The sequence below is a fragment of the Brevundimonas sp. MF30-B genome, assembly GCF_004683885.1.
GTDB lineage: Bacteria > Pseudomonadota > Alphaproteobacteria > Caulobacterales > Caulobacteraceae > Brevundimonas.
Map to the genome: position 1 here is coordinate 2,616,580 of NZ_CP038440.1, position 17,576 is coordinate 2,634,155.

General features: G+C 65.5%; 28 protein-coding genes. 20 read left to right on the forward strand and 8 right to left on the reverse strand.

Annotated elements, in window-relative coordinates:
• Nucleotides 1-395: 395 nt before the first annotated feature.
• From E4M01_RS13255 to E4M01_RS13280, 6 genes are read right to left on the reverse strand one after another with little or no spacing between them, the layout of a single operon-like run.
• Nucleotides 396-614: a hypothetical protein gene (locus E4M01_RS13255; RefSeq protein WP_135065346.1), complete on the reverse strand. Its 219-nt coding sequence runs from the start codon at nt 612-614 to the stop codon at nt 396-398.
• Nucleotides 611-1,000, reverse strand: a complete 390-nt coding sequence (locus E4M01_RS13260) for a hypothetical protein (RefSeq protein WP_135065351.1) — start codon at nt 998-1,000, stop codon at nt 611-613. Before E4M01_RS13260 ends, E4M01_RS13255 begins: the two co-directional genes overlap by 4 nt.
• A 3-nt stretch (nt 1,001-1,003) precedes the next feature.
• On the reverse strand, nt 1,004-1,411 hold the full coding sequence (locus E4M01_RS13265) for a DUF968 domain-containing protein (RefSeq protein ID WP_135065354.1): 408 nt from the start codon (nt 1,409-1,411) through the stop codon (nt 1,004-1,006).
• The gene (locus tag E4M01_RS13270) at nt 1,411-1,746 is read right to left on the reverse strand and encodes a hypothetical protein (RefSeq protein WP_135065357.1); all 336 of its coding nucleotides are present in this window, start codon (nt 1,744-1,746) and stop codon (nt 1,411-1,413) included. The genes E4M01_RS13265 and E4M01_RS13270 overlap by 1 nt, the downstream gene beginning before the upstream one ends.
• A complete protein-coding gene (locus E4M01_RS13275; RefSeq protein ID WP_135065360.1) occupies nt 1,743-2,291 on the reverse strand; it encodes a hypothetical protein in 549 nt (182 codons plus the stop codon). Before E4M01_RS13275 ends, E4M01_RS13270 begins: the two co-directional genes overlap by 4 nt.
• Complete coding sequence (locus E4M01_RS13280) at nt 2,291-2,557, reverse strand: hypothetical protein (RefSeq protein ID WP_135065363.1); 267 nt, start codon at nt 2,555-2,557, stop codon at nt 2,291-2,293. Before E4M01_RS13280 ends, E4M01_RS13275 begins: the two co-directional genes overlap by 1 nt.
• Before the next feature lie 157 nt (nt 2,558-2,714).
• Here E4M01_RS13280 and E4M01_RS13285 point away from each other — a divergent pair, with 157 nt between their 5' ends.
• Complete coding sequence (locus E4M01_RS13285; RefSeq protein WP_135065366.1) at nt 2,715-2,945, forward strand: hypothetical protein; 231 nt, start codon at nt 2,715-2,717, stop codon at nt 2,943-2,945.
• On the opposite strand, the gene E4M01_RS13290 is transcribed toward E4M01_RS13285, so the two are convergent.
• Both E4M01_RS13290 and E4M01_RS13295 read right to left on the reverse strand, forming a co-directional pair.
• Complete coding sequence (locus E4M01_RS13290; RefSeq protein ID WP_135065368.1) at nt 2,942-3,862, reverse strand: hypothetical protein; 921 nt, start codon at nt 3,860-3,862, stop codon at nt 2,942-2,944. The genes E4M01_RS13285 and E4M01_RS13290 overlap by 4 nt on opposite strands.
• Nucleotides 3,863-3,889: 27 nt before the next feature.
• The gene (locus E4M01_RS13295; protein WP_167765418.1) at nt 3,890-4,264 is read right to left on the reverse strand and encodes a helix-turn-helix domain-containing protein; all 375 of its coding nucleotides are present in this window, start codon (nt 4,262-4,264) and stop codon (nt 3,890-3,892) included.
• Nucleotides 4,265-4,372: 108 nt separating this feature from the next.
• Between E4M01_RS13295 and E4M01_RS13300 the strand changes: the two genes are divergently transcribed.
• From E4M01_RS13300 to E4M01_RS13385, 19 genes are all read left to right on the forward strand, one after another.
• Nucleotides 4,373-4,606: a helix-turn-helix domain-containing protein gene (locus E4M01_RS13300; protein ID WP_167765420.1), complete on the forward strand. Its 234-nt coding sequence runs from the start codon at nt 4,373-4,375 to the stop codon at nt 4,604-4,606.
• Between the two features lie 167 nt (nt 4,607-4,773).
• Nucleotides 4,774-5,259, forward strand: a complete 486-nt coding sequence (locus tag E4M01_RS13305; protein WP_135065377.1) for a hypothetical protein — start codon at nt 4,774-4,776, stop codon at nt 5,257-5,259.
• A 2-nt stretch (nt 5,260-5,261) separates the two neighbouring features.
• Nucleotides 5,262-5,483 carry a hypothetical protein gene (locus E4M01_RS13310; protein WP_135065380.1) on the forward strand — a complete coding sequence of 74 codons (222 nt, stop codon included), beginning with the start codon at nt 5,262-5,264 and terminating at the stop codon, nt 5,481-5,483.
• Nucleotides 5,480-6,613, forward strand: a complete 1,134-nt coding sequence (locus E4M01_RS13315; RefSeq protein WP_135065383.1) for a site-specific DNA-methyltransferase — start codon at nt 5,480-5,482, stop codon at nt 6,611-6,613. The genes E4M01_RS13310 and E4M01_RS13315 overlap by 4 nt, the downstream gene beginning before the upstream one ends.
• Nucleotides 6,610-7,134, forward strand: coding sequence for a hypothetical protein (locus E4M01_RS13320; RefSeq protein WP_135065386.1), 525 nt, complete (start codon nt 6,610-6,612; stop codon nt 7,132-7,134). The genes E4M01_RS13315 and E4M01_RS13320 overlap by 4 nt, the downstream gene beginning before the upstream one ends.
• Nucleotides 7,131-7,508, forward strand: a complete 378-nt coding sequence (locus E4M01_RS13325) for a helix-turn-helix domain-containing protein (RefSeq protein WP_135065389.1) — start codon at nt 7,131-7,133, stop codon at nt 7,506-7,508. The genes E4M01_RS13320 and E4M01_RS13325 overlap by 4 nt, the downstream gene beginning before the upstream one ends.
• On the forward strand, nt 7,505-8,413 hold the full coding sequence (locus E4M01_RS13330) for a helix-turn-helix domain-containing protein (protein ID WP_135065392.1): 909 nt from the start codon (nt 7,505-7,507) through the stop codon (nt 8,411-8,413). Before E4M01_RS13325 ends, E4M01_RS13330 begins: the two co-directional genes overlap by 4 nt.
• Complete coding sequence (locus tag E4M01_RS13335) at nt 8,355-9,008, forward strand: hypothetical protein (protein WP_135065395.1); 654 nt, start codon at nt 8,355-8,357, stop codon at nt 9,006-9,008. Before E4M01_RS13330 ends, E4M01_RS13335 begins: the two co-directional genes overlap by 59 nt.
• Nucleotides 9,005-9,172, forward strand: a complete 168-nt coding sequence (locus tag E4M01_RS14380; protein WP_167765422.1) for a hypothetical protein — start codon at nt 9,005-9,007, stop codon at nt 9,170-9,172. The genes E4M01_RS13335 and E4M01_RS14380 overlap by 4 nt, the downstream gene beginning before the upstream one ends.
• Nucleotides 9,169-9,756, forward strand: coding sequence for a transcription termination/antitermination protein NusG (locus E4M01_RS13340; RefSeq protein WP_167765424.1), 588 nt, complete (start codon nt 9,169-9,171; stop codon nt 9,754-9,756). Before E4M01_RS14380 ends, E4M01_RS13340 begins: the two co-directional genes overlap by 4 nt.
• A gap of 359 nt (nt 9,757-10,115) precedes the next feature.
• Nucleotides 10,116-10,460 (forward strand): hypothetical protein, encoded by a 345-nt coding sequence (locus E4M01_RS13345; protein ID WP_135065401.1) that lies wholly within the window; start codon nt 10,116-10,118, stop codon nt 10,458-10,460.
• A gap of 507 nt (nt 10,461-10,967) precedes the next feature.
• A complete protein-coding gene (locus E4M01_RS13350) occupies nt 10,968-11,408 on the forward strand; it encodes a P27 family phage terminase small subunit (protein WP_135065404.1) in 441 nt (146 codons plus the stop codon).
• On the forward strand, nt 11,365-13,197 hold the full coding sequence (locus tag E4M01_RS13355; RefSeq protein ID WP_135065407.1) for a terminase large subunit: 1,833 nt from the start codon (nt 11,365-11,367) through the stop codon (nt 13,195-13,197). Before E4M01_RS13350 ends, E4M01_RS13355 begins: the two co-directional genes overlap by 44 nt.
• Entirely contained in the window at nt 13,194-14,420 is a 1,227-nt protein-coding gene (locus tag E4M01_RS13360; RefSeq protein WP_209316044.1) for a phage portal protein, read from the forward strand. Before E4M01_RS13355 ends, E4M01_RS13360 begins: the two co-directional genes overlap by 4 nt.
• Before the next feature lie 9 nt (nt 14,421-14,429).
• Nucleotides 14,430-15,086, forward strand: a complete 657-nt coding sequence (locus E4M01_RS13365) for an HK97 family phage prohead protease (RefSeq protein ID WP_135065413.1) — start codon at nt 14,430-14,432, stop codon at nt 15,084-15,086.
• A gap of 66 nt (nt 15,087-15,152) precedes the next feature.
• Nucleotides 15,153-16,358: a phage major capsid protein gene (locus E4M01_RS13370; RefSeq protein WP_135065416.1), complete on the forward strand. Its 1,206-nt coding sequence runs from the start codon at nt 15,153-15,155 to the stop codon at nt 16,356-16,358.
• Nucleotides 16,359-16,739: 381 nt separating this feature from the next.
• Nucleotides 16,740-17,024 carry a hypothetical protein gene (locus E4M01_RS13375; protein WP_135065419.1) on the forward strand — a complete coding sequence of 95 codons (285 nt, stop codon included), beginning with the start codon at nt 16,740-16,742 and terminating at the stop codon, nt 17,022-17,024.
• A 38-nt stretch (nt 17,025-17,062) separates the two neighbouring features.
• On the forward strand, nt 17,063-17,254 hold the full coding sequence (locus tag E4M01_RS13380; RefSeq protein ID WP_135065422.1) for a hypothetical protein: 192 nt from the start codon (nt 17,063-17,065) through the stop codon (nt 17,252-17,254).
• Nucleotide 17,255: 1 nt separating this feature from the next.
• The gene (locus E4M01_RS13385; protein WP_167765426.1) at nt 17,256-17,567 is read left to right on the forward strand and encodes a head-tail connector protein; all 312 of its coding nucleotides are present in this window, start codon (nt 17,256-17,258) and stop codon (nt 17,565-17,567) included.
• The last annotated feature ends 9 nt before the right edge of the window (nt 17,568-17,576 follow it).

The window sequence follows — 17,576 nt, forward strand, 5'->3', positions numbered from 1 at the left end:
CGGCCGGATTGGGGCGTGTCATGCGACATGGCGGGGCTCCTGGGATTGGGTGGATTCCTTCGCCCGCAAGACTGCAAGGACGAGAGCAAGGGCGATCTGCGGCGTGTATTCGGAGGTTTGGTAGCCTCGCGCCCACAGACCGCCTGGCCCGTCTAGAGCGTCATTCCAGAGTTGCGGCAGGTCGAAACCCGCACGCTCTGCCAGCGCGACAGCCGCATCGATTGACACAGTGTATCGACCGACGCTCTCCTCAAACTCAGGATAGCCCACAAAATCTGCATGGCTACCAGGTCCGTCGCACATCACTAGCGGGTCAAACACATCCTCAATGAGAGCATCCAACTCCCTCGACCCCGCCTCTGCCTTCTCTACGCGCTCGATTAGGGATGCGAGGGTCATGACTTGAGCGACTTGTGCGAAAGCCTTTCAGGACCGCCAGCGTTGATGATCTCAGCGAGGGCAATCGCGCGCTGCTCACCGATTCCGATCCCGCAATCCAGCAGGTGGCCGTCCGAAAGCAGGACCATCCAGACGGTCGCGCCACCGTGTTCGCTGTTGACCTCGCGCTTGCAGACGAGGGCCTTGTCGGACCTCAGGTCTTCCCAGCTTGTCATTCCGAGCCCTCCCCTTGAGCGCGGCGACCGATCTCTAGCGATGCCGCGTGGCCTCGATACGTCGCGGCCTTTGCGGCGTAGTGCTGCTGAAGACCACGGAGAGCGCGGGCCAGCGTCCCATCCCGGTTCGTGTGAAGCCAAGGCGCGCGCTTGCCGAACCCTGCCGACTTCGCTTCGTATTCAACGACACCGTCGCGATCCCGACGCGTCACGGCGAGCGTCGAAAGCCGATTGAACCCGCTGGACTGGATGCCGGTGGCCTCAAGGTATGCACCCGTCTTGGCGATCGGCCGGTGCACGGTCCACTCGTAGCCGGGCATGGCCTTGAGCAATTCCTTGCGGAGATCGTCGGGCCCGAAGACCTTCTCTGGCGTATGCTTACCCATGTCTCAGCCTCCCCGCTGGTATGCCGAGAACAGCGTCGCGGCGATGGTGAATGGATCCAGCCCCCGCTCTGACCAGAACCTGGCCTCGCTCATGCTGTGCTGGGTGGTGTGGCAGTCTCGGTTGAGCGGGACGGCGAAGCGGTCGGACGGCTTGACCTGCATCCCGGTCGGCAGCTTTCCGAGGGACAGGTTGCCCATGCGGATGTGTGCGGCGTCGGAGGGCGCCGGGCGCCCGCAGCCGCACACGCAGGGCTGACGGCGCAGAAACGCGAGGTAGCCCGTGTCGCGCTCGCGTCCGCGGTCGGCCTTGGGGCTCTTGGGCCGGGCGCGCGTGGCGGCCTTGCGGGCGTCGCGCTGCAGCTCCTTCGCCGCGTTGATGATCTTGCGCTGGTCCTGGTCGAAGCGGAGCATCAGGCCGCCCTCGCCTTCTGTCCGATCCCGGCGGCATAGAGGCGGCCCCGCTCTCGGACTCCAGCGGCGCTGAGGCGGACGGTGTAGGGCCGCGCCGGTGCCCGCTCCCATTCCTGAGTGCCTTGCAGGACGTCGAGCAGCCCAAGGCCGATCATCTCCAGCACCAGAGCCTCGGGATACAACTGCGGTGGTGCGATGGGCTCCCACGGCTCACGCTCGACCCGGAACGGCTGGCCGCCAAACGCAGCGCGGGACATCAGCTGGCCAGGGCGAAGCGTGCAGACCAGGGCGGCCTGATAGACCGACAGGTCCATATGGTCGTCGGCGATGGTCATGCCGCCGCCTGGTCTGCGGTCTCGATATAGCGAGCTTGGAGCTTGCGACCGATGTTGACGCGGTGGGCGGAGGGGCAGGACCGGAGGCCCAGCACGTTGGTCGCCTCGAAGGTGGCGAGGTCGCTGGACGACTGCGCGAGATCCACGCGGCGCTCGAATGCGGCCGCCCATCCCTTCCAGTCGGTGGTCATGATCTCGTCCGGCAGGAACAGCTGCTCAGACCAATCCACGTCCTCGACGAACTCGGGCATGGTGTAGCGTCCGGAGGTGACCGGTGCCGGAGCGGCAAGCTCTGACCGTGAGGGCGCCGGTGACACCAACTCCGACCGAGGCGGCAACACCTCGGCCAGGTCGAGCCAGGCTAGCCCGCCACAGACGCGCTGCGCCAGACGCTCTGCGTCCTGCACATAGGCCGAAAGGTAGAGCAGCGGCACGCCGGGCCCGTCCTTATCGTCCGAGCGCTCGATGCGCACGGTGGTCGGGCCGAAGAGGTCGATGTCCCGCTTGGGGGTGGGCGCGGTGATGGCGCGATAGAAGCCGGCCATCAGAACACCAGCTTGATAGCGAGGAACCAGGCGGTCCCGACCATGCCGCCTATCATCACGACGCCGGCCAGCGCCTCACCCAGGCGGGTTGAGAGGAACGGCACGCGCACGGCCGCCTCTCGCTCAGCCGCCGCGTTCAGGATGGCGGCGCACTGGCGCTCGTGAAGGCGGTCTCGGACTGACGCCCATGCCGGATCGAAAGCGATACCCAGCGGATGGGCGGGGACGTCGATATAGGCTTCGTCGGTGGTTGAGGCGGTGGACATGGCGTCTCCCTTCGATGGAGAGACTATGCGCCCGACGCATATTTGCTGTCAACAGGATTATGCGCCGCGTGCATTTTCTATACGTCCGTTTCGGACGTAGGCCGCCCGCGCCCGTATGGACTCACGGCGATCAACCGGGAATCCATAGAGCATGGCGATGAGGACGATCTATTGCGTGCAGCCCTTCCAGCGGTCAGCCGGCCGCCTGGTCAGAGGGCATATGCGGCGGCTTCTGAGCCGTGACGCAGCGATCCGCGTGGCGCGCTCGTGCAAGGGCGCCGCTGCCGGTGTGGTTGTGTTCAGGGTGACGGGATCGGCAGAGGCCGATTACTGGTCAGATCCGGTCCTGATTGCGCGGGCCGGGGAGGTGCCGGCCGAGGCGGCCTAGAGAACCCGGAACACATGGATGCGCACCGGCTTGGTAGTGCCGTCATCCTTAAAGCGGCTCTCAAGAATAGCCTCAACCTCGGGCTCGTGAAGCTCCGCGAGCTTGTCCGGATCGATCCCTGGAGCAAGGCGAATGGGCAGGCGCTTAGTTTTCAGGTCGTCGTTTTCGACCCGCCCCGCCCAGCCCTTGTCTGTCTTATCTCGATCTGTTGCGCGGATGTGGAGCCGCGCTCGGGGGAGATGCACCGGAACCACGTCATCATCCAGCTCGGCCATCGCGATGGCGTCAGGGAAGGCGGCCACGGTTTCGGCACGGATAGGGTCAAGGCCGCGAGGGATGATCCGGCCATTCAGGCCACGCTTCGCCGGACGGAACAAATCCACAGCAGCGCGCTGCACTAACGCCAGCTTCTGTTTTCCGATGGCTTTATCGAAGGCCCTAGCCACCTTCTCCGGCGTGCTTGACAGCTTCTCTGCCGCGAGCTCGGTGTAGGCGCGCTGGTCTTCAACGATATTGGCCGGAACGGCACTGTCAGTTGAGTTCTTGCCGCGCCTAAAAATGGCGTTGGCTCCATGATAGACCGCGACGATAAACAGGACAGTGATGATCGTGTCGTAGCGGTCGCTGACAGGCATGCCTGTTATCGCCTCGATCACGGCTGGCACTTCTTGCTCCAAGTCATCCTGGAAGGCGACAAATAACGCGACGTAGAAATATTCCTTGAGCGACGACCGTTCGATCCGCTCAAGGAATATCTTCCTATCATCAACAGACAGGCCTGGCACGATATTTTCGAGCGCGTCCGCCACTATTGGGAGAAGTCGCTCGTGAGCGAGCAATGTCGCCGCAATGTCGCTCAGCGGGATGTCGTGATTGTCCGGGTAATAGAACCCGTGCCCAAACCGAACCTCTTGCATCCGCCCTCCCCGGCTGATGGGGCCTGACTACCCGTCAGTGCCAGTCTTCAAGCCAGACAACATCCGCAGCGCCACCGGGCGCTGGGCCGCCGGGATCTGATCGTAGATCGACCACAGCCCCTCGGGGTCTTCCGGGTTCCGCATGATGAGGGAGGCCGGGTCGGTGCCGTAGGCCTCGGCCAGCAGCTCTAGCAGGGTCTGGTTGTAGGGTATCTCGCCGCGCTCGACCCGGCTGATGTTCGGCTGCGAGATGCCGAGGCGCTTGAGGTCGCCCTCTTCGCCTTCGGCCAACACCCGATCCTCGACCAGGGCGCGGACCTTCTCGACCACAGCCTCCATCGAAAGGCCGCGGTGCTTTCGCCAGGCCCGCAGGAAGTGCTTCGGATGCTCGGTTTGCGCCATGTGCATATTATCGCGCGGCGACACGGCGCGGATTAGCGGCTTAGGCGCATATCGCCCTTGACCTTGTTTATGCGTCGGGTGCATATTCCAGTCATGAGCCAGAAGCGATTGACCCCCCTCGGCCAGTGGATGCTGAAACATCAGCGCCGCGATCAGTGGCTTGCTGACCAGCTGGGCTGCACCCAGCCGCAGGCTTGCCGCATCCGCCAGGGCACGTCCGCCACCTCTCCCGACCGCGCCTTCATGATCGAGAAGATCACCAAGGGCGCCGTGAAGGCCGCGTCGGTGCTGATGCCCGATCGCTCGGCCAATGACCCCTCCCCCAATCGGAAGGCTGCCTGACCCATGGCGCCTCTGATCGCCCCGGCGCGGCAGTCCCTCCCCCTCCCGCCCGCGCCGGGGCGTCCCTCTCTCACTCGCATCAACCCGTCCCTATCCAGCCTGGGAAACCTAGGCCCGAGGGACTGACCCGTCTTCCCGAACAACCGCCAGCCCATCGGGGTGAACACATGAGCAACTTCGAACCCATGAAGCGCCGGCCGGCAGGGTCCGTGCACGAGGCCGTCACGCGCGCCTTCGGACAGCTGGAAGGCGGCGTGACCGGCGCCGCCGAGCTGCTGGACCTGTCGCGCCAGCACGTCCACGCGATGGGCGACCCCGACGCCGAGGGCCGCAAGAAGGTCAACATGAGCCTGCTGCAGGCCGCGCGCCTGTCGGAAGGCGGCGCTACCGCGCTGGCCGAATGGCTGGCGATCAAGGCCGGTGGTCTGTTCATCCCCTGCATCGACCGGACCTGCGCCGCGGCGATCCAAGAGGCGGTGGCCAACTACTCTCGCGAGTCTGGTGAGGCCATCGGCGCCGCGATCGACGCCGCCCTGCTCGGTGGTGACCGCGAACGGGCAGTCCGCGAGATCGACGAGGCCTCAGCCGCTCTCGCACGCGTCCGCGCCAAGCTGATGAACGGGGGCAACGTCACGCCCCTGCGGAGCGCCTGACGATGTTCGGCCTCCGCATCCTCGCCGCGCGCCGGCGCGTCTCCAAGGCCATGAAGGCCTACCGGCTGGCTTACCTGGAATGGAACCAGGCCAACGCCCGGCAGGACACCCGCCGCATGAAGGCGGCCGGCAACGCCCTGCGTGCAGCGAACATCGAACTGCTGTCGGCTGAAACTGCCCTGGCTGCCTTGGAAGCCCCTCAGCACGGGCAGGTGGCCCGATGAGCGTATCGATCCTCATTGGCGACGTCCGCGCCCGCCTGCGCGAGATGCCTGCCGACTCCGTCGATTGCGTCGTCACCTCGCCGCCCTATTGGGGACTGCGCGACTACGGGGTGGCCGGTCAGATCGGCCTGGAGCCGACGCTGGCTGAACACCTGGCTGTCATGGTCGAGGTGTTCGAAGAGGTGCGCCGCGTCCTTAAACCGACCGGGACGCTCTGGCTGAACTACGGCGACTGCTACGCCACCAGCCCGAACGGTCGCAGCGCTGCCGACACAAAGGCGGCCGGCACCGACGACAGAACGTTCCGCGACAAGCCCTTCTCGACCATCCGGGGCGCGCTGAAGGCCAAAGACCTCTGCATGGTCCCGAACCGGCTCGCCATCGCCCTGCAAGAGGCCGGCTGGTGGGTCCGTTCGGAGATCATCTGGGCCAAGCCGAACCCGATGCCCGAGAGCATCAATGACCGCCCGGCCACGTCGCACGAGAAGATTTTCCTGCTGAGCCGGGCGCCGCGTTACCACTACGACGCGGACGCCGTGCGGCAGGGCCGGACCTCTGACGAGGACGCGAACACGTTCCGAGGCGGGGCCTACACCGGCGGCGCTACCGACAACGCCACCACGGGTAAGCGCAAGGTTCGCGGCAACAAGCAGATCGCGACCGCTGAATGCGCAGATCGAGCTGGCGGATCATCCGGTCGCCGCATGGCTGGATTCAACGAGCGATGGGACGCGAAGGAGAAGGCGCTCCGCGCTTCTGCGATGGCCCCGCGCCATGCTGGCCACATCAGCCACACCGGGATCGAACAAACACCGCGCGGTGAAGGCCGGAACCTTCGCAACTACGAGCCCGCGCCGGTTCAGGTCTGGCCCATCGCCACCCGACCGTTCTCCGAGGCTCACTTCGCCACCTTCCCGCCGGAACTGGCCGAGCGCTGCCTGCGGGCTGGCTGCCCTGCTGGCGGAACGGTCCTTGATCCCTTCGGCGGTGCCGGGACCACGGCTCTGGTGGCTGACCGCATGGGCCTGGACTGCACCATCATCGAACTGAACCCCGAGTATGCCGAGATCGCGCGCCGTCGCATCTCAACTGAGCAGGGCATGTTCCAGGCCATCGAGGTGGCGGCATGAGCGCCGGCCTCTTCGCCACGGCCCGAAAGGGCGCCCTGACCTCTGCTGAGGTTGATCGCGCCAAGGCGGCCATAGGCCCACGCGCGACGCCTTCGATGATCGCCAAGTACCTCGGCCGTCCGGTGGTGGACGTGCAGGGCATCCTCTCGCCTGCTGACGGGCCAGGGGCGAAGGTGGTCGACAAGGCACCCGAGCCGGTGACGCCAAAAAAGCCGCTGAGCCGGAGGGACCGCGAGTTCGTGACCCTCTGGGAGAGCGGCGCGACGTTTCAGTTGATCGGGGACCAGATCGGCGTCTGCCGGCAGCGGGTACCCCTCATGGCGGATCAGCTCGGGCTTCAGCCGCGCCCGAAGGCGTCAGACCGGTGGTCAGCCGCCCAAGTGGAAGAGCTGGTCGACCTTTGTTCAGAGGGCCGCCTGAGCCACGGTCAGATCGCCAGGAAGCTCAAGCGGACCAAGGGGGCAGTGGAAGCCCAGCTGAGGCGTGCCCGGGATGCGGGTTTGATGCCGAGGGCCGCATGAGGATCACCGCACGCTCGGTTGCGATATTTTCAGCCGACCACTTCGACCTGACCTTCGCGGATTTGTGCAGCCAGGCTCGGCCCCGGCACATAGCGCGCGCCCGTCAGGTGGCAATGTACTGCATGAGGCTCCTGGTCCCCCGGATGAGCCTGCCCGCTATCGGCACCATGCTGGGCGGCCGCGATCACACCACGGTGCTGCACGGCATCCGGACGGTTGAAGCTCTGATGAAGCGCGGCGAGCTGATTGCGGACGTTGACCGGATCACTGCGGCGTTCGCCGCTACGACCGATCCTGTCGCTGATGAGATCGCAGTCCTTGAGGCCCGCCTGGCTATCCTGCGTGCGCAGCAGGCCTGGAGACCGGCAGCATGAGCGTCCAGGCCATCACATGGGCGCTGGAGCAAGCCTGCGCGACCGCGACGGAGAAGGCCGTCCTGCTGGTCGTGGCCAACTACGTCGGGCCGGACGGCACCACGTTCGTGGGTCAGGAGACCATCTCGGAGCAGGCCTGCTGCTCAGTGAAGACCGTAGAGCGCGCGTTGGCCACCTTCGAGGGTATGGGGTGGATCGAGCGTGAGCGGCGGCACCGTAAGGACGGCTCGCGGACGTCGGATCTGATCATCTCCAAGGGGCCGAAACACCCCGAACGGAGGGAGAACGTCCAACCCGACACAAAGTCGGTTAGGCGCGCACCTAACAGACAGCCTGTCCAAACCAAACAGACATCCTGTCCAAACCTACCCGACACAGTGTCGGGGCTCACTTCGTTTGAACCGTTAGAGGAACCGTTAGAGGAAGCTGCTGCTGTTGCGCAGGCACCCGAGACGGTTTCCCCGGCGGTGGTCGAGACGCCAGCTCTAGCCCCGGCCAGCGACTGGCCCGAGGGCGACACACGCCGCCACGCCGAGCTTCTGGCCCAAGCCGCACAGACGGTCCGCCTCGACCCCGCCCGCCAGCCAGGCCTGACCCTGACAGCCGGGCGCTTGGCCGCCTGGCGCCGCGACGGGGCCAGCTGGGAACACGACGTCGTACCGGTGGTCACGACCATCGCCGCCAAGCGTGGTCCGCTGATCGCGTCGTGGAAGTTCTTCGACGCCGCCATCGCCCAATCGATCTCCGACAACGCAGCCGCCCTGACCCTTCCCGAGGCCCGCCATGCAAGCCCAGCCCATGTCCAGCTTTCCGACCGCCAATCTGCCCGCCGCGCCAATCGAGACCGTGCGTCTGCCGGCGCTGACTGGGCCTCTGAGGTCATGGCTGCTCGAAGAGCCCTCTGACGATGTCGCCATCGGCGTGATCGCCAAGAGCGATCTGCTGCGCGGTCAGGCCTCGATGATGCTGCCCGAGCTTCGCCAAGAGGCCCTGCGCCCCGCCTCGCCCGCCGACATCATGGGCATCCTCCGCAGCCGCGAGCAGACGTTCGGAGACCTGCGCACCGAGCGCACCGAAGCCGAATGGGCGGCCTTCTTCGCCGACTACTTCGAAGCCCTGAACGGCCTGACCGCCTCGCAGATCGAAGCCGGAATGGTGGCCTACATCGCTCTGCCTGATAGCGAGTGGTCGCCGAAACCGGGCAAGCTGGCCCACCTCGCCAAGACGACGCCCAGCACCGGCCGCTTCACGCGGGCCTATAACCGCGCCCGCGCGGCGGTGGTCGCCAGCCAGCCCGCGGTGCCCAAGCCGGAGGAACCGCGGCCCAGCGCCGAAGAGGTGCAGGTGATGATGGCCAACTTTCACCGGGCCATGGCCGACAAGGATCCGTTCGCCAAGCTGAAGGCCAAGGCGCGCCAGCCCACCCCGTCCGCCAAGGTCGACGACACCGGAGTCAGCGCTGAGATGCGGGCGCTATGGGCCCGGCAGCGCGCCGCATGACCGACCACCTCCGCACCCGCCTGGCCAAGGTCGCCTTCACCGCCCTTCCGCAAACCACAGCCAAGGACGCTCAAGCCTCATGGCGGACAGCGGAGCGCATCGCCTCGGCCCAGGTCGAAGAACTGAAACGCCTCTCTCGCCAGCAGACGGACAAAGCAGCATGACCGCGAACAAGCCCTGCGTCCTCGAGGTCTTCTCCCTCCCCGAGCCCGACCCGTCATGCCGGCTGGTCTGGTTCGCCATGCGCACCAAGTCGCTGTGCGAGCACAAGGTGGTCATCGGCCTGCGGGAACGCGGCTTCGACGCCTACCTGCCGGCCGAGGCCGACTGGAAGCGAAACAAGACAGGCAGCAGGGAGCGCAGGGAGCGGCCCCTGATCCCAGGATACGTCTTCGTGGGTGTCGGGCCCGGCAAGTCCCTCTATTTCGCCATGCAAGTCGAGAGCGCGACAGGCGTGGTTGGCTGGGATGGGCAGGCGCGAGAGATCGACCCCAGGTTCGTCTACGGCCTGCGAGCCCGCCAAGCCGCCGGAGAGTTCGACCACACAGCGTCGAAGCGCGACGCCTTCCGGCCTGGCATGAAGGCCAAGGTTCTTCTCAAGGGGCCGTTCCAAGATCTGATCGGCCGCATCCTCAAGTCCGGCAAAGACGGCCGGGTCGAGCTGATGATGTGCGAGGCCCTGAACTGGAAGGCCAGCATGCACGTGGATGAGCTCAAGCTGGTCGAGGACGAAAAGAAGGCGGCGTGACACAAGGGCTTGTGTTTCCCGGCGAACGCAACCACTATGCGTTCACGGTCAGCCTACGGCTGGTCGCGGCTATGGCTTGGGGCAAACGCGCCTCTCCCGATAAGGGCCTCCAGCGGAGGCGAGCCACCCGCCACCCAACGCAGCGGCGTAGAGCCGGCTGGCGAGGGTGAGTGCGAAGCCGTGTTGATCGACCACCTTCCCCCGCGCCCTCCCACGCTGAGCTGTACCCGGCTCACAGCAGCGCACCACGCCGACCCTTAGGCTCATAGGCACACCGTGGCGCGGCACTGCTCTGGCGGGCAGTGTGTGAATGCGGTGACAGGATCGGAACGACCGGGACCAATGACACAGGAGGCGTCATGCCTGCTCGGAGCATTCCCGCCACCTGCAACGGCCTCGGTCATCGGATCGATGAGACCAAGGTCAACATCGGTGAACTGACCGCCAACCTTCGCATCCGTGTCTACACGCCGATGCTGTTCAGCTTCCGCCTGAAAGCCTCTGCCTGGGTCATGCGCCTGGCGGGATGGATTGCCGGCATCCCTGTCGACGTAGCCATCGAGAGCGAGCGCCTTCGCCTACTGCCTGAGGACCAGTGGAAGATCGATCGCCGTGCTGGCTGCATCTACGTCAGCACCCACGACCGCATAGGCTTTGACGGAACCTATGGGCGCACCTGGCAGAGAATCCCGCTCACGTCCTGAAGGCGGCCGACCGGGACCAACACCATGGGCAAGCTCTGGGACCGCAGAAGCGAAGAGGCCAGAGCGTACCGCAGCTGGTACAATAGCGCTCGCTGGAAGGGGCCAAACGGTCGGCGCGCCCGACAGCTGAGAGACGAGCCGCTCTGCCGCATGTGTGCGAGTGAGGGCCGGGTCACCCCAGGCACCGTCGCTGACCACGTTGTCCCGCATAAGGGCGATGAGCGGCTGTTCTGGGAAGGCGAGCTTCAGACGCTCTGTGACGAAGAGCCGTGGCGCTGCCACTCCAGCCGGAAGCAACGCATCGAGGCATTGGGCTATGAGCCCGGCTGTGATGCGGCTGGCCGGCCAAAGGACATCGGACACCCCTGGAACCGCCCCGGAGCACCCGGGCGGGGGGTGTCGAAAGTTTAGAGGCGATCGGTCTGGAGACCGGCGGGGTCCCTGCATTCGCACCGAAATGCGTTTCAGACTGAAAAGTTGGGACCCCCTACGTAGTAGGGGACTTGCATGGAAGTGGTTTCGGGCACCGGGGACATTGTACCCGAGCCGCATTGGCGCTTGCTGCTCTCGGATGAGCTGGAGGTCGCTTCGGCCTCCGACTACTGGCGCATGGTTACGACCGAGATGCGCGAGCGAAACACGCTCTCACCCACGAACCGCCACGCCATCCAGCGTCTGGTTCTGGCCTACATCAATTTCGACCGATGCAGCCGAGAGGTTGCCGAGCATGGCGCGGTGACGAAGCCGAAGCGCGGCAACCCAAAGGCTATCGCCAGGGTCAGCCCGCACTTCACGGCCATGCGCGAGGCCGGCTCGGACGCGGCCACGCTGGAAGCCGAGTTGGGCCTGTCGCCCCGCCGCAGGTCAACGGCCGCCAAGGTCGAAAGGAAAGCGAGGTCGGCACGTGCGTCGGACTCGTACCTCAAGCCGGTCGCCGGTCGCGGCTGATCCCACGACCCGATGGGCGCAGGATGTCGTCGCGGGTCGCATCGTCTCGGGTGAGTTCGGCAAGTTCGCCGCGGCTCGCCACCTGAAGGATTTGGCGAACAGCCCGGGCAACGGCCTGTTCTTCGACGTGGAAGCCGCAGGGCGGGCGCTGGGTTTCTTCCCCGCAGTCCTGACGGTCACGGCCGGCGCCATGGAGGGCAAGCCCTTTGTGCCGCTGCCCTGGCACACGTTCGTGGTCGGTTGCCTGTTCGGGTGGAAGAAGGCCAGCGGCCGTCTCCGTTTTCGCCGGGCTTGGCTTGAGACCGGAAAGGGCCAAGCCAAGTCTCCACTGATGGCCGCCATCGGCCTTTACATGATGGGCTGGCACGGCACGAAGCGCAGCGAGGTCTATGCCATCGGGCAGGACCGGGCGACGGCGAACGTGCTGTTCAAGGATGCGGTGGCCATGTGCCGCGCCAACCTGCCGGATACGCCGGACGACGAAGAGGACAGCCTGGTCAGCCGTGGCGAAGTGCTGATCCGCGGCGAGGGCGACAACGCCTGGAAGATCGAACACCCGGACACGGGCTCGAAGTTTCAGGCACTGGCCAACGGCGAGGCGATCTCGGGCCCGCGCCCCTCACTCGTCACGGCCGACGAGATCCACGAGTTCAAGTTCGCCACATCAATCGAGACCTGGCAGCGCGCTATCGCGAAGATGCCTGGCGACGCCATGATGCTGCTGGGCACCAACACTCCAGCGTCTACTCAGCTGGTCGGAACCAGCTACAGCGATTTCTTCCAGCGCGTCCTCAAGGGCGAGGTGATCGACGACGAGGCTTTCGCCTTCATCGCTCGCGTCGACAAGGCTGACCGGGAAACGATCTTCGACAACGAGGCGGCGTGGGTGAAGGCACTGCCAGCGCTCGATCTGACCTTCCCAATCGAGAACATCCGCGGCGAGGTGACTTCGGCCCGCTCGATGACCTCAACAGCCATGTCGGTGAAGCGGCTGTACTTTGGCATCCCGACAGGCGCTGTGGATTTCTGGATCGAAGAAGGGGCCTGGGCCGCCGTTCAGGGCTCCGTCGATCCGAACGACTTCAGGGGTTGCCCATGCTGGGCCTCTCTCGACCTGTCCAAGAAGAACGACCTGACTGCCCTGACGGTGGTGTGGATTAGGGACGGCAAGCTATACGCCAAGACCTGGTACTGGACGACGAAGGACGGGCTGGCCGACCGCGAGCGGAAGGCGAACGCGCCCCTGGCTCAATGGGTCGAGGACGGATTCGTAGAGGCCCACCCCGGCGCGGTGATCGACAAGACGTTCGTCGCGGCCCAGGTCGCTGAGATATTCGACCAGCACGACCTGCAGTTCCTCGCCTTCGATGCCGCGATGATCGAGGACTTCATCGCGGCCTGTGAGCAGATCGGCTTCGCGGTGTGGCGCTGGAAAGGCCCGAAAGAGCCGGAAGGCGAAGGTCTCAAGCTGGTCGCGCATGCACAGGGCACGCGGGTCATGTTCGAGGACCGGCAGCTCTGCATGCCGAGGTCGATCGAGCGCTTCGAAGACGCGATCCTGAACGAAAACGTCGTCATCGACAACAACCCTGTCACCTACTTCTGCGCCGGCAACGCGCTGGTGGTGGAAGACGGCCAGAAAAACCGGGCCTTCGACAAGAAGCGCTCACGCGGCTGGATCGACGGCCTAGTCACTACGGCCATGGCGGTCGGATCCGCACTGTCGAATGATCAACCCACGGAGGCGGGATGGAACGACTACCTCGCCACCCTGGGGGTGCCAGCTTGATCGGCAAGGCGCTGAACGCCATCGGGTTGAAGTCGGCGCCGGTCACGCAGAGCGTGCGCCAGCTTCGGCTGACCGAGACGGATGGGTGGGATGCTGAGCCGGTCTGGTCTGGTGTGGTGCCGACCGAGACCATGGTGCTGAACCTCTCGGCAGCGTGGGCATGCGTCAACCTGCTGGCCGGGACCATCGCCAGCCTGCCGCTGATGGTCTACCGCGACCGCGGCGACCGTCGAGAAGTCTACCGCGCGCACCCCCTCTATCGGGTGCTGCACGACAGCCCGAACTACGATCAGAGTGCGATGGACTTCTGGGAGGGCGGCGTCGCAGCCTTGGAGCTTCGCGGCGACATGCACGCCCGGATCGAGCGCATCGGGGGGCGGATCATTGCACTGCACCCGGTGTTCTGCCCGACTGTCCGGCGAACCTCCAGCGGATCGCTTCGCTATCGCTGGACCGAGAACGGCAAGTCCTGGGACGAGCCGCAGGAGAACATGCTGCACGTCCGCGGATTCGGCGGTTCGCCGCTCGGAGGCATGTCGACGCTGGCCTATGGCCGACAGGTCTTCGGCCTTTCAGCCGCCGTCAACCAGGCGGCCGGCGGGATGTTTGCCAATGGCATGCGGCCGTCGACCGTCATAGCCTTCAAGGAGTTCCTGAAGGCCGAGCAGCGCGACCCATTCGAGCGCGCCCTGGTCGAGAAGTTCGTGGGCGCCATGAACGCCGGCCGCCCTTACATCGCCGAGGGCGGTTCCGAGGTGAAGCAACTGTCGTTCTCGCCCGAGGACGCGCAGATGCTGGAGAGCCGCGCGTTCTCGGTCGAGGAAGTCTGCCGGCTATTCGGCGTTCCGCCCCACATGGTCGGCCACACCGAGAAGTCGACCAGCTGGGGGACGGGCCTGGAGCAGCAGACCCTGGCCTTCCAGAAGTTCACCCTGCGCAAGCGTCTGAAGCGCATCGAGCAGGCCCTGGAGAAGCAGTTGCTGACCCCTGCCGACCGCGCCGCGGGCGTGACGATCGAGTTCAATCTCGAAGGCCTCCTGCGAGGCGACAGCACCGCTCGTGCGGCATTCTATCAATCCGGCCTGCAGAACGGCTGGACCACCATCAACGAGGTTCGCGCGCTGGAAAACCTGCCCCCGGTCCCCGGCGGCGATGTCCCGCGCATGCAGATGCAAAACCAGCCGATCACTCAGGCCGGGCAAGCGCCGGCGCCAGCGGCTTAGGAGGGCGTGATGCTCCAGACCAAGGACAGCGGCCTGGCGCTCGACGTCAAGGCGGTGGGCGACGACGGCGTGATCGAGGGCTATGCCTCGGCCTTCGGTGTCGTCGACAGCTACAACGAAGTGGTCGAGCCCGGAGCCTTCACGGCGTCGCTGGTTGACGGCCGCCGCAAGGGCCGGTCGGTCAAGATGCTGTGGCAGCACGACACGACCAAGCCCATCGGGGTCTGGGATGATCTGGCCGAAGACAGCAAGGGCCTCTACGTCAAAGGCCGGATACTGAAGGATGTGTCGCCGCTGGCGGCCGAGGCCTATGGTCTGATCAAGGCCGGCGCGCTGGATGAGCTGTCCATCGGCTATCGCACCGTGCAGACCGAGCCGCACGACGACAAGCAGGGCGTCCTGCGCCTGCTGAAGCTGGACTTGAAAGAGGTCTCCATCGTGACCTTCGGCGCTCTGTCGCGGGCTGCACGGATCACGGATGTGAAAAGCATTCTGGAGGGCGGCTCACAGCCGACCGTCCGACAGTTCGAAGAGCACCTGCGGGATGCAGGGTTCTCGAAGAGCGCCGCGGCCGCCATGGCCTCGGCGTGCAAGCCCTACCTTCGGGGGGAACCCGAGGCGAAGGCGGATGACGTGCTGGCCTTTCTGTCGGCTCTGCGCGGTTGACCACCCTCGCCTGACCGCTGCGCGCGGCAGGCTCTTTCCTCCCAATCCATCGAAAAGGAGCTTGCGATGAGCGAGCAAAAGACCGCTGCCGAAATGGCGGCTGAGGTGAAGGCCGACTTCGACAAGTCGCTCGACGCCGTGAAGCAGATCGCTGAAAAGGCGGTCGCGGACGCCCAGAAGGGTATCGATCAGTCGACTTCCGCCAAGGAGAAGACCGACGAAGCCCTGATCTCCATGAACGAGGCCAAGGCCCGTCTGGACGACCTGGAGCAGAAGCTGGCCCGCGGCGGCGGCCACGAAGAAGAGCGCGCCAAGTCCATCGGTGAGCGGTTTGTGGAGTCGGAGGGCTTCAAGTCCTTCGAAGCTACCGGCTTCTCGAAGAGCGCACGCGGCGGCGATCTGCAGATCAAGGCCACCCTGACCTCGGCCACGACCGACGCCGCCGGCTCGGTGGGCGACGCGGTGAACCAGACCCGTCTGCCCGGCATCCTGCCGCTGCCCCAGCGCCGGCTGACCGTCCGCGACCTGCTTTCGCAGGGCCGCATGGACGGCTCGACGCTGGAATACGTCAAGGAAACCGGCTTCACCAACAGCGCCGCCCCGGTCGCTGAAGGCGCGGCCAAGCCGGAGTCGGACCTGAAGTTCGATCTGGTCACCACGTCGGCCAAGGTCATCGCCCACTGGATGAAGGCGTCCAAGCAGATCCTGAGCGATGTGTCGCAGCTCCGCTCGACCATCGACCAGCGCCTGCTGTATGGCCTGGCCTATGTCGAAGAGCAGCAGCTGCTGAACGGCAGCGGATCGGGCCAGAACCTGCACGGCATCATCCCGCAGGCCACGGCCTACTCGGCGCCCATCACTATCTCCGGCGCCACCAGCATCGACATGATGCGCTTGGCTATGCTGCAGGCGGCCCTGGCGGAATACCCCGCCACCGGCCACGTGATGAACCCGATCGACTGGGCCTTCATCGAGACCCTGAAGGACAGCGAGGGCCGCTACATCATCGGCAACCCGCAAGGCACCATCGCACCGACCCTGTGGGGTCTGCCGGTGGTGGCGACGCAGGCCATCGCGGTCGACAAGTTCCTGACCGGCGCCTTCCGGATGGGCGCCCAGGTGTTCGATCGTTGGGATGCGCGCGTGGAGACTGGCTACGTGAACGACGACTTCACGAAGAACTTGGTCACCATCCTGGCGGAAGAGCGGCTGGCCCTGGCGGTCTACCGCCCCGAGGCCTTCATCTTTGGTGATTTCGGCCGCGTGACCTAAATCACTTCCGGGCAGTAGAAATGCGGGGTATGGTTCGCCATGCCCCGCATTGTCCGACCTGCGATCTATCGCCCTCGCTTGTGCGAGACCTGTAAGGCGGAATTTCTAAGTCGATCCTCAAAGAAGCGCTTCTGCGACGCCTGTCGGCAAGAGCGGGACCGAGAGGCGGATCGGCGGCGCGCCCTGGCGAAGCTTCGGGAGGGGGGAGCGCGCGCCATCGGGGCGGAAACCGCTTGTCGAAACTGCGGCGCATCTTTCATCCTAACGGTGGGGTCGATGCGGTTCTGTGAGCCCTGTCGCGATAGCCGGTTCAACCGTTGGCACCGCATCAAAAGGGCAAGTGACCCGAAAGCGAACCTGTCTGGCCGCATGACCAGGGGCATGAACGCGTCGCTCGCCAGTGGCAAAACAGGCCGGTCGTGGCGAGCACTGGTGTCGTATTCTGTTGCTGACCTGATGGCGCATCTGGAGCGTCAATTTCTGCCTGGGATGACCTGGGCTAACCGAGACCGTTGGCACATCGACCACATCGTGCCGGTCTCCAGTTTCGAGTTCACGACGCCCGACTGCCCCGGTTTCAAGGCCGCGTGGGCGTTGAGCAATCTCCGGCCGCTCTGGGCGACGGACAACATCCGCAAAAGCGCCAAGCGAACGCATCTGATCTGACCGGCCTGAGGGTCGGTTTCCGTTGGAGACGACTCACCATGACCGAGAAGTTCAAAGTCACGCGGCAGGTTCTGTTCGACCGCCTATATCAGGACGGCGAGACCTACGAAGGCAGCGCCTCCGAGGTCGAGCACCTGGTCGCCAACGGCGTGCTGGTGCCGCTGAAAGGCAAGTCCGAGGCGCCGCCGAAGAACAAGGCCGCGCCCAAGCCTGAGAACAAGGCGTCCTGACGTGCTGAGCGTCGTCGTCCTCACGACCGGCCCGCTCCTGACCCTCGAAGAGGCCAAGACGCACCTTCGCGTGGACGACAACGATCAGGACACGCTGATCGAGGCCTATACGGACGCGGCGGTGCTGTCCTGCCTTAACCACTGCGACCGCAAGCTGGTCCCGCAGGGTGCGGAATCGGCCTTCAAGGCAGCGTCGTTGCTGATGCTGGGAGACCTGTTCGGCACGCGCGAGACGGTGGTGGCGGGGCAGTCCTTCAGCGTCAGTCCGACGATCGGCGCCCTGCTGAACCCCTATCGCATCATCCGCGTCTAGGAGGCTGCC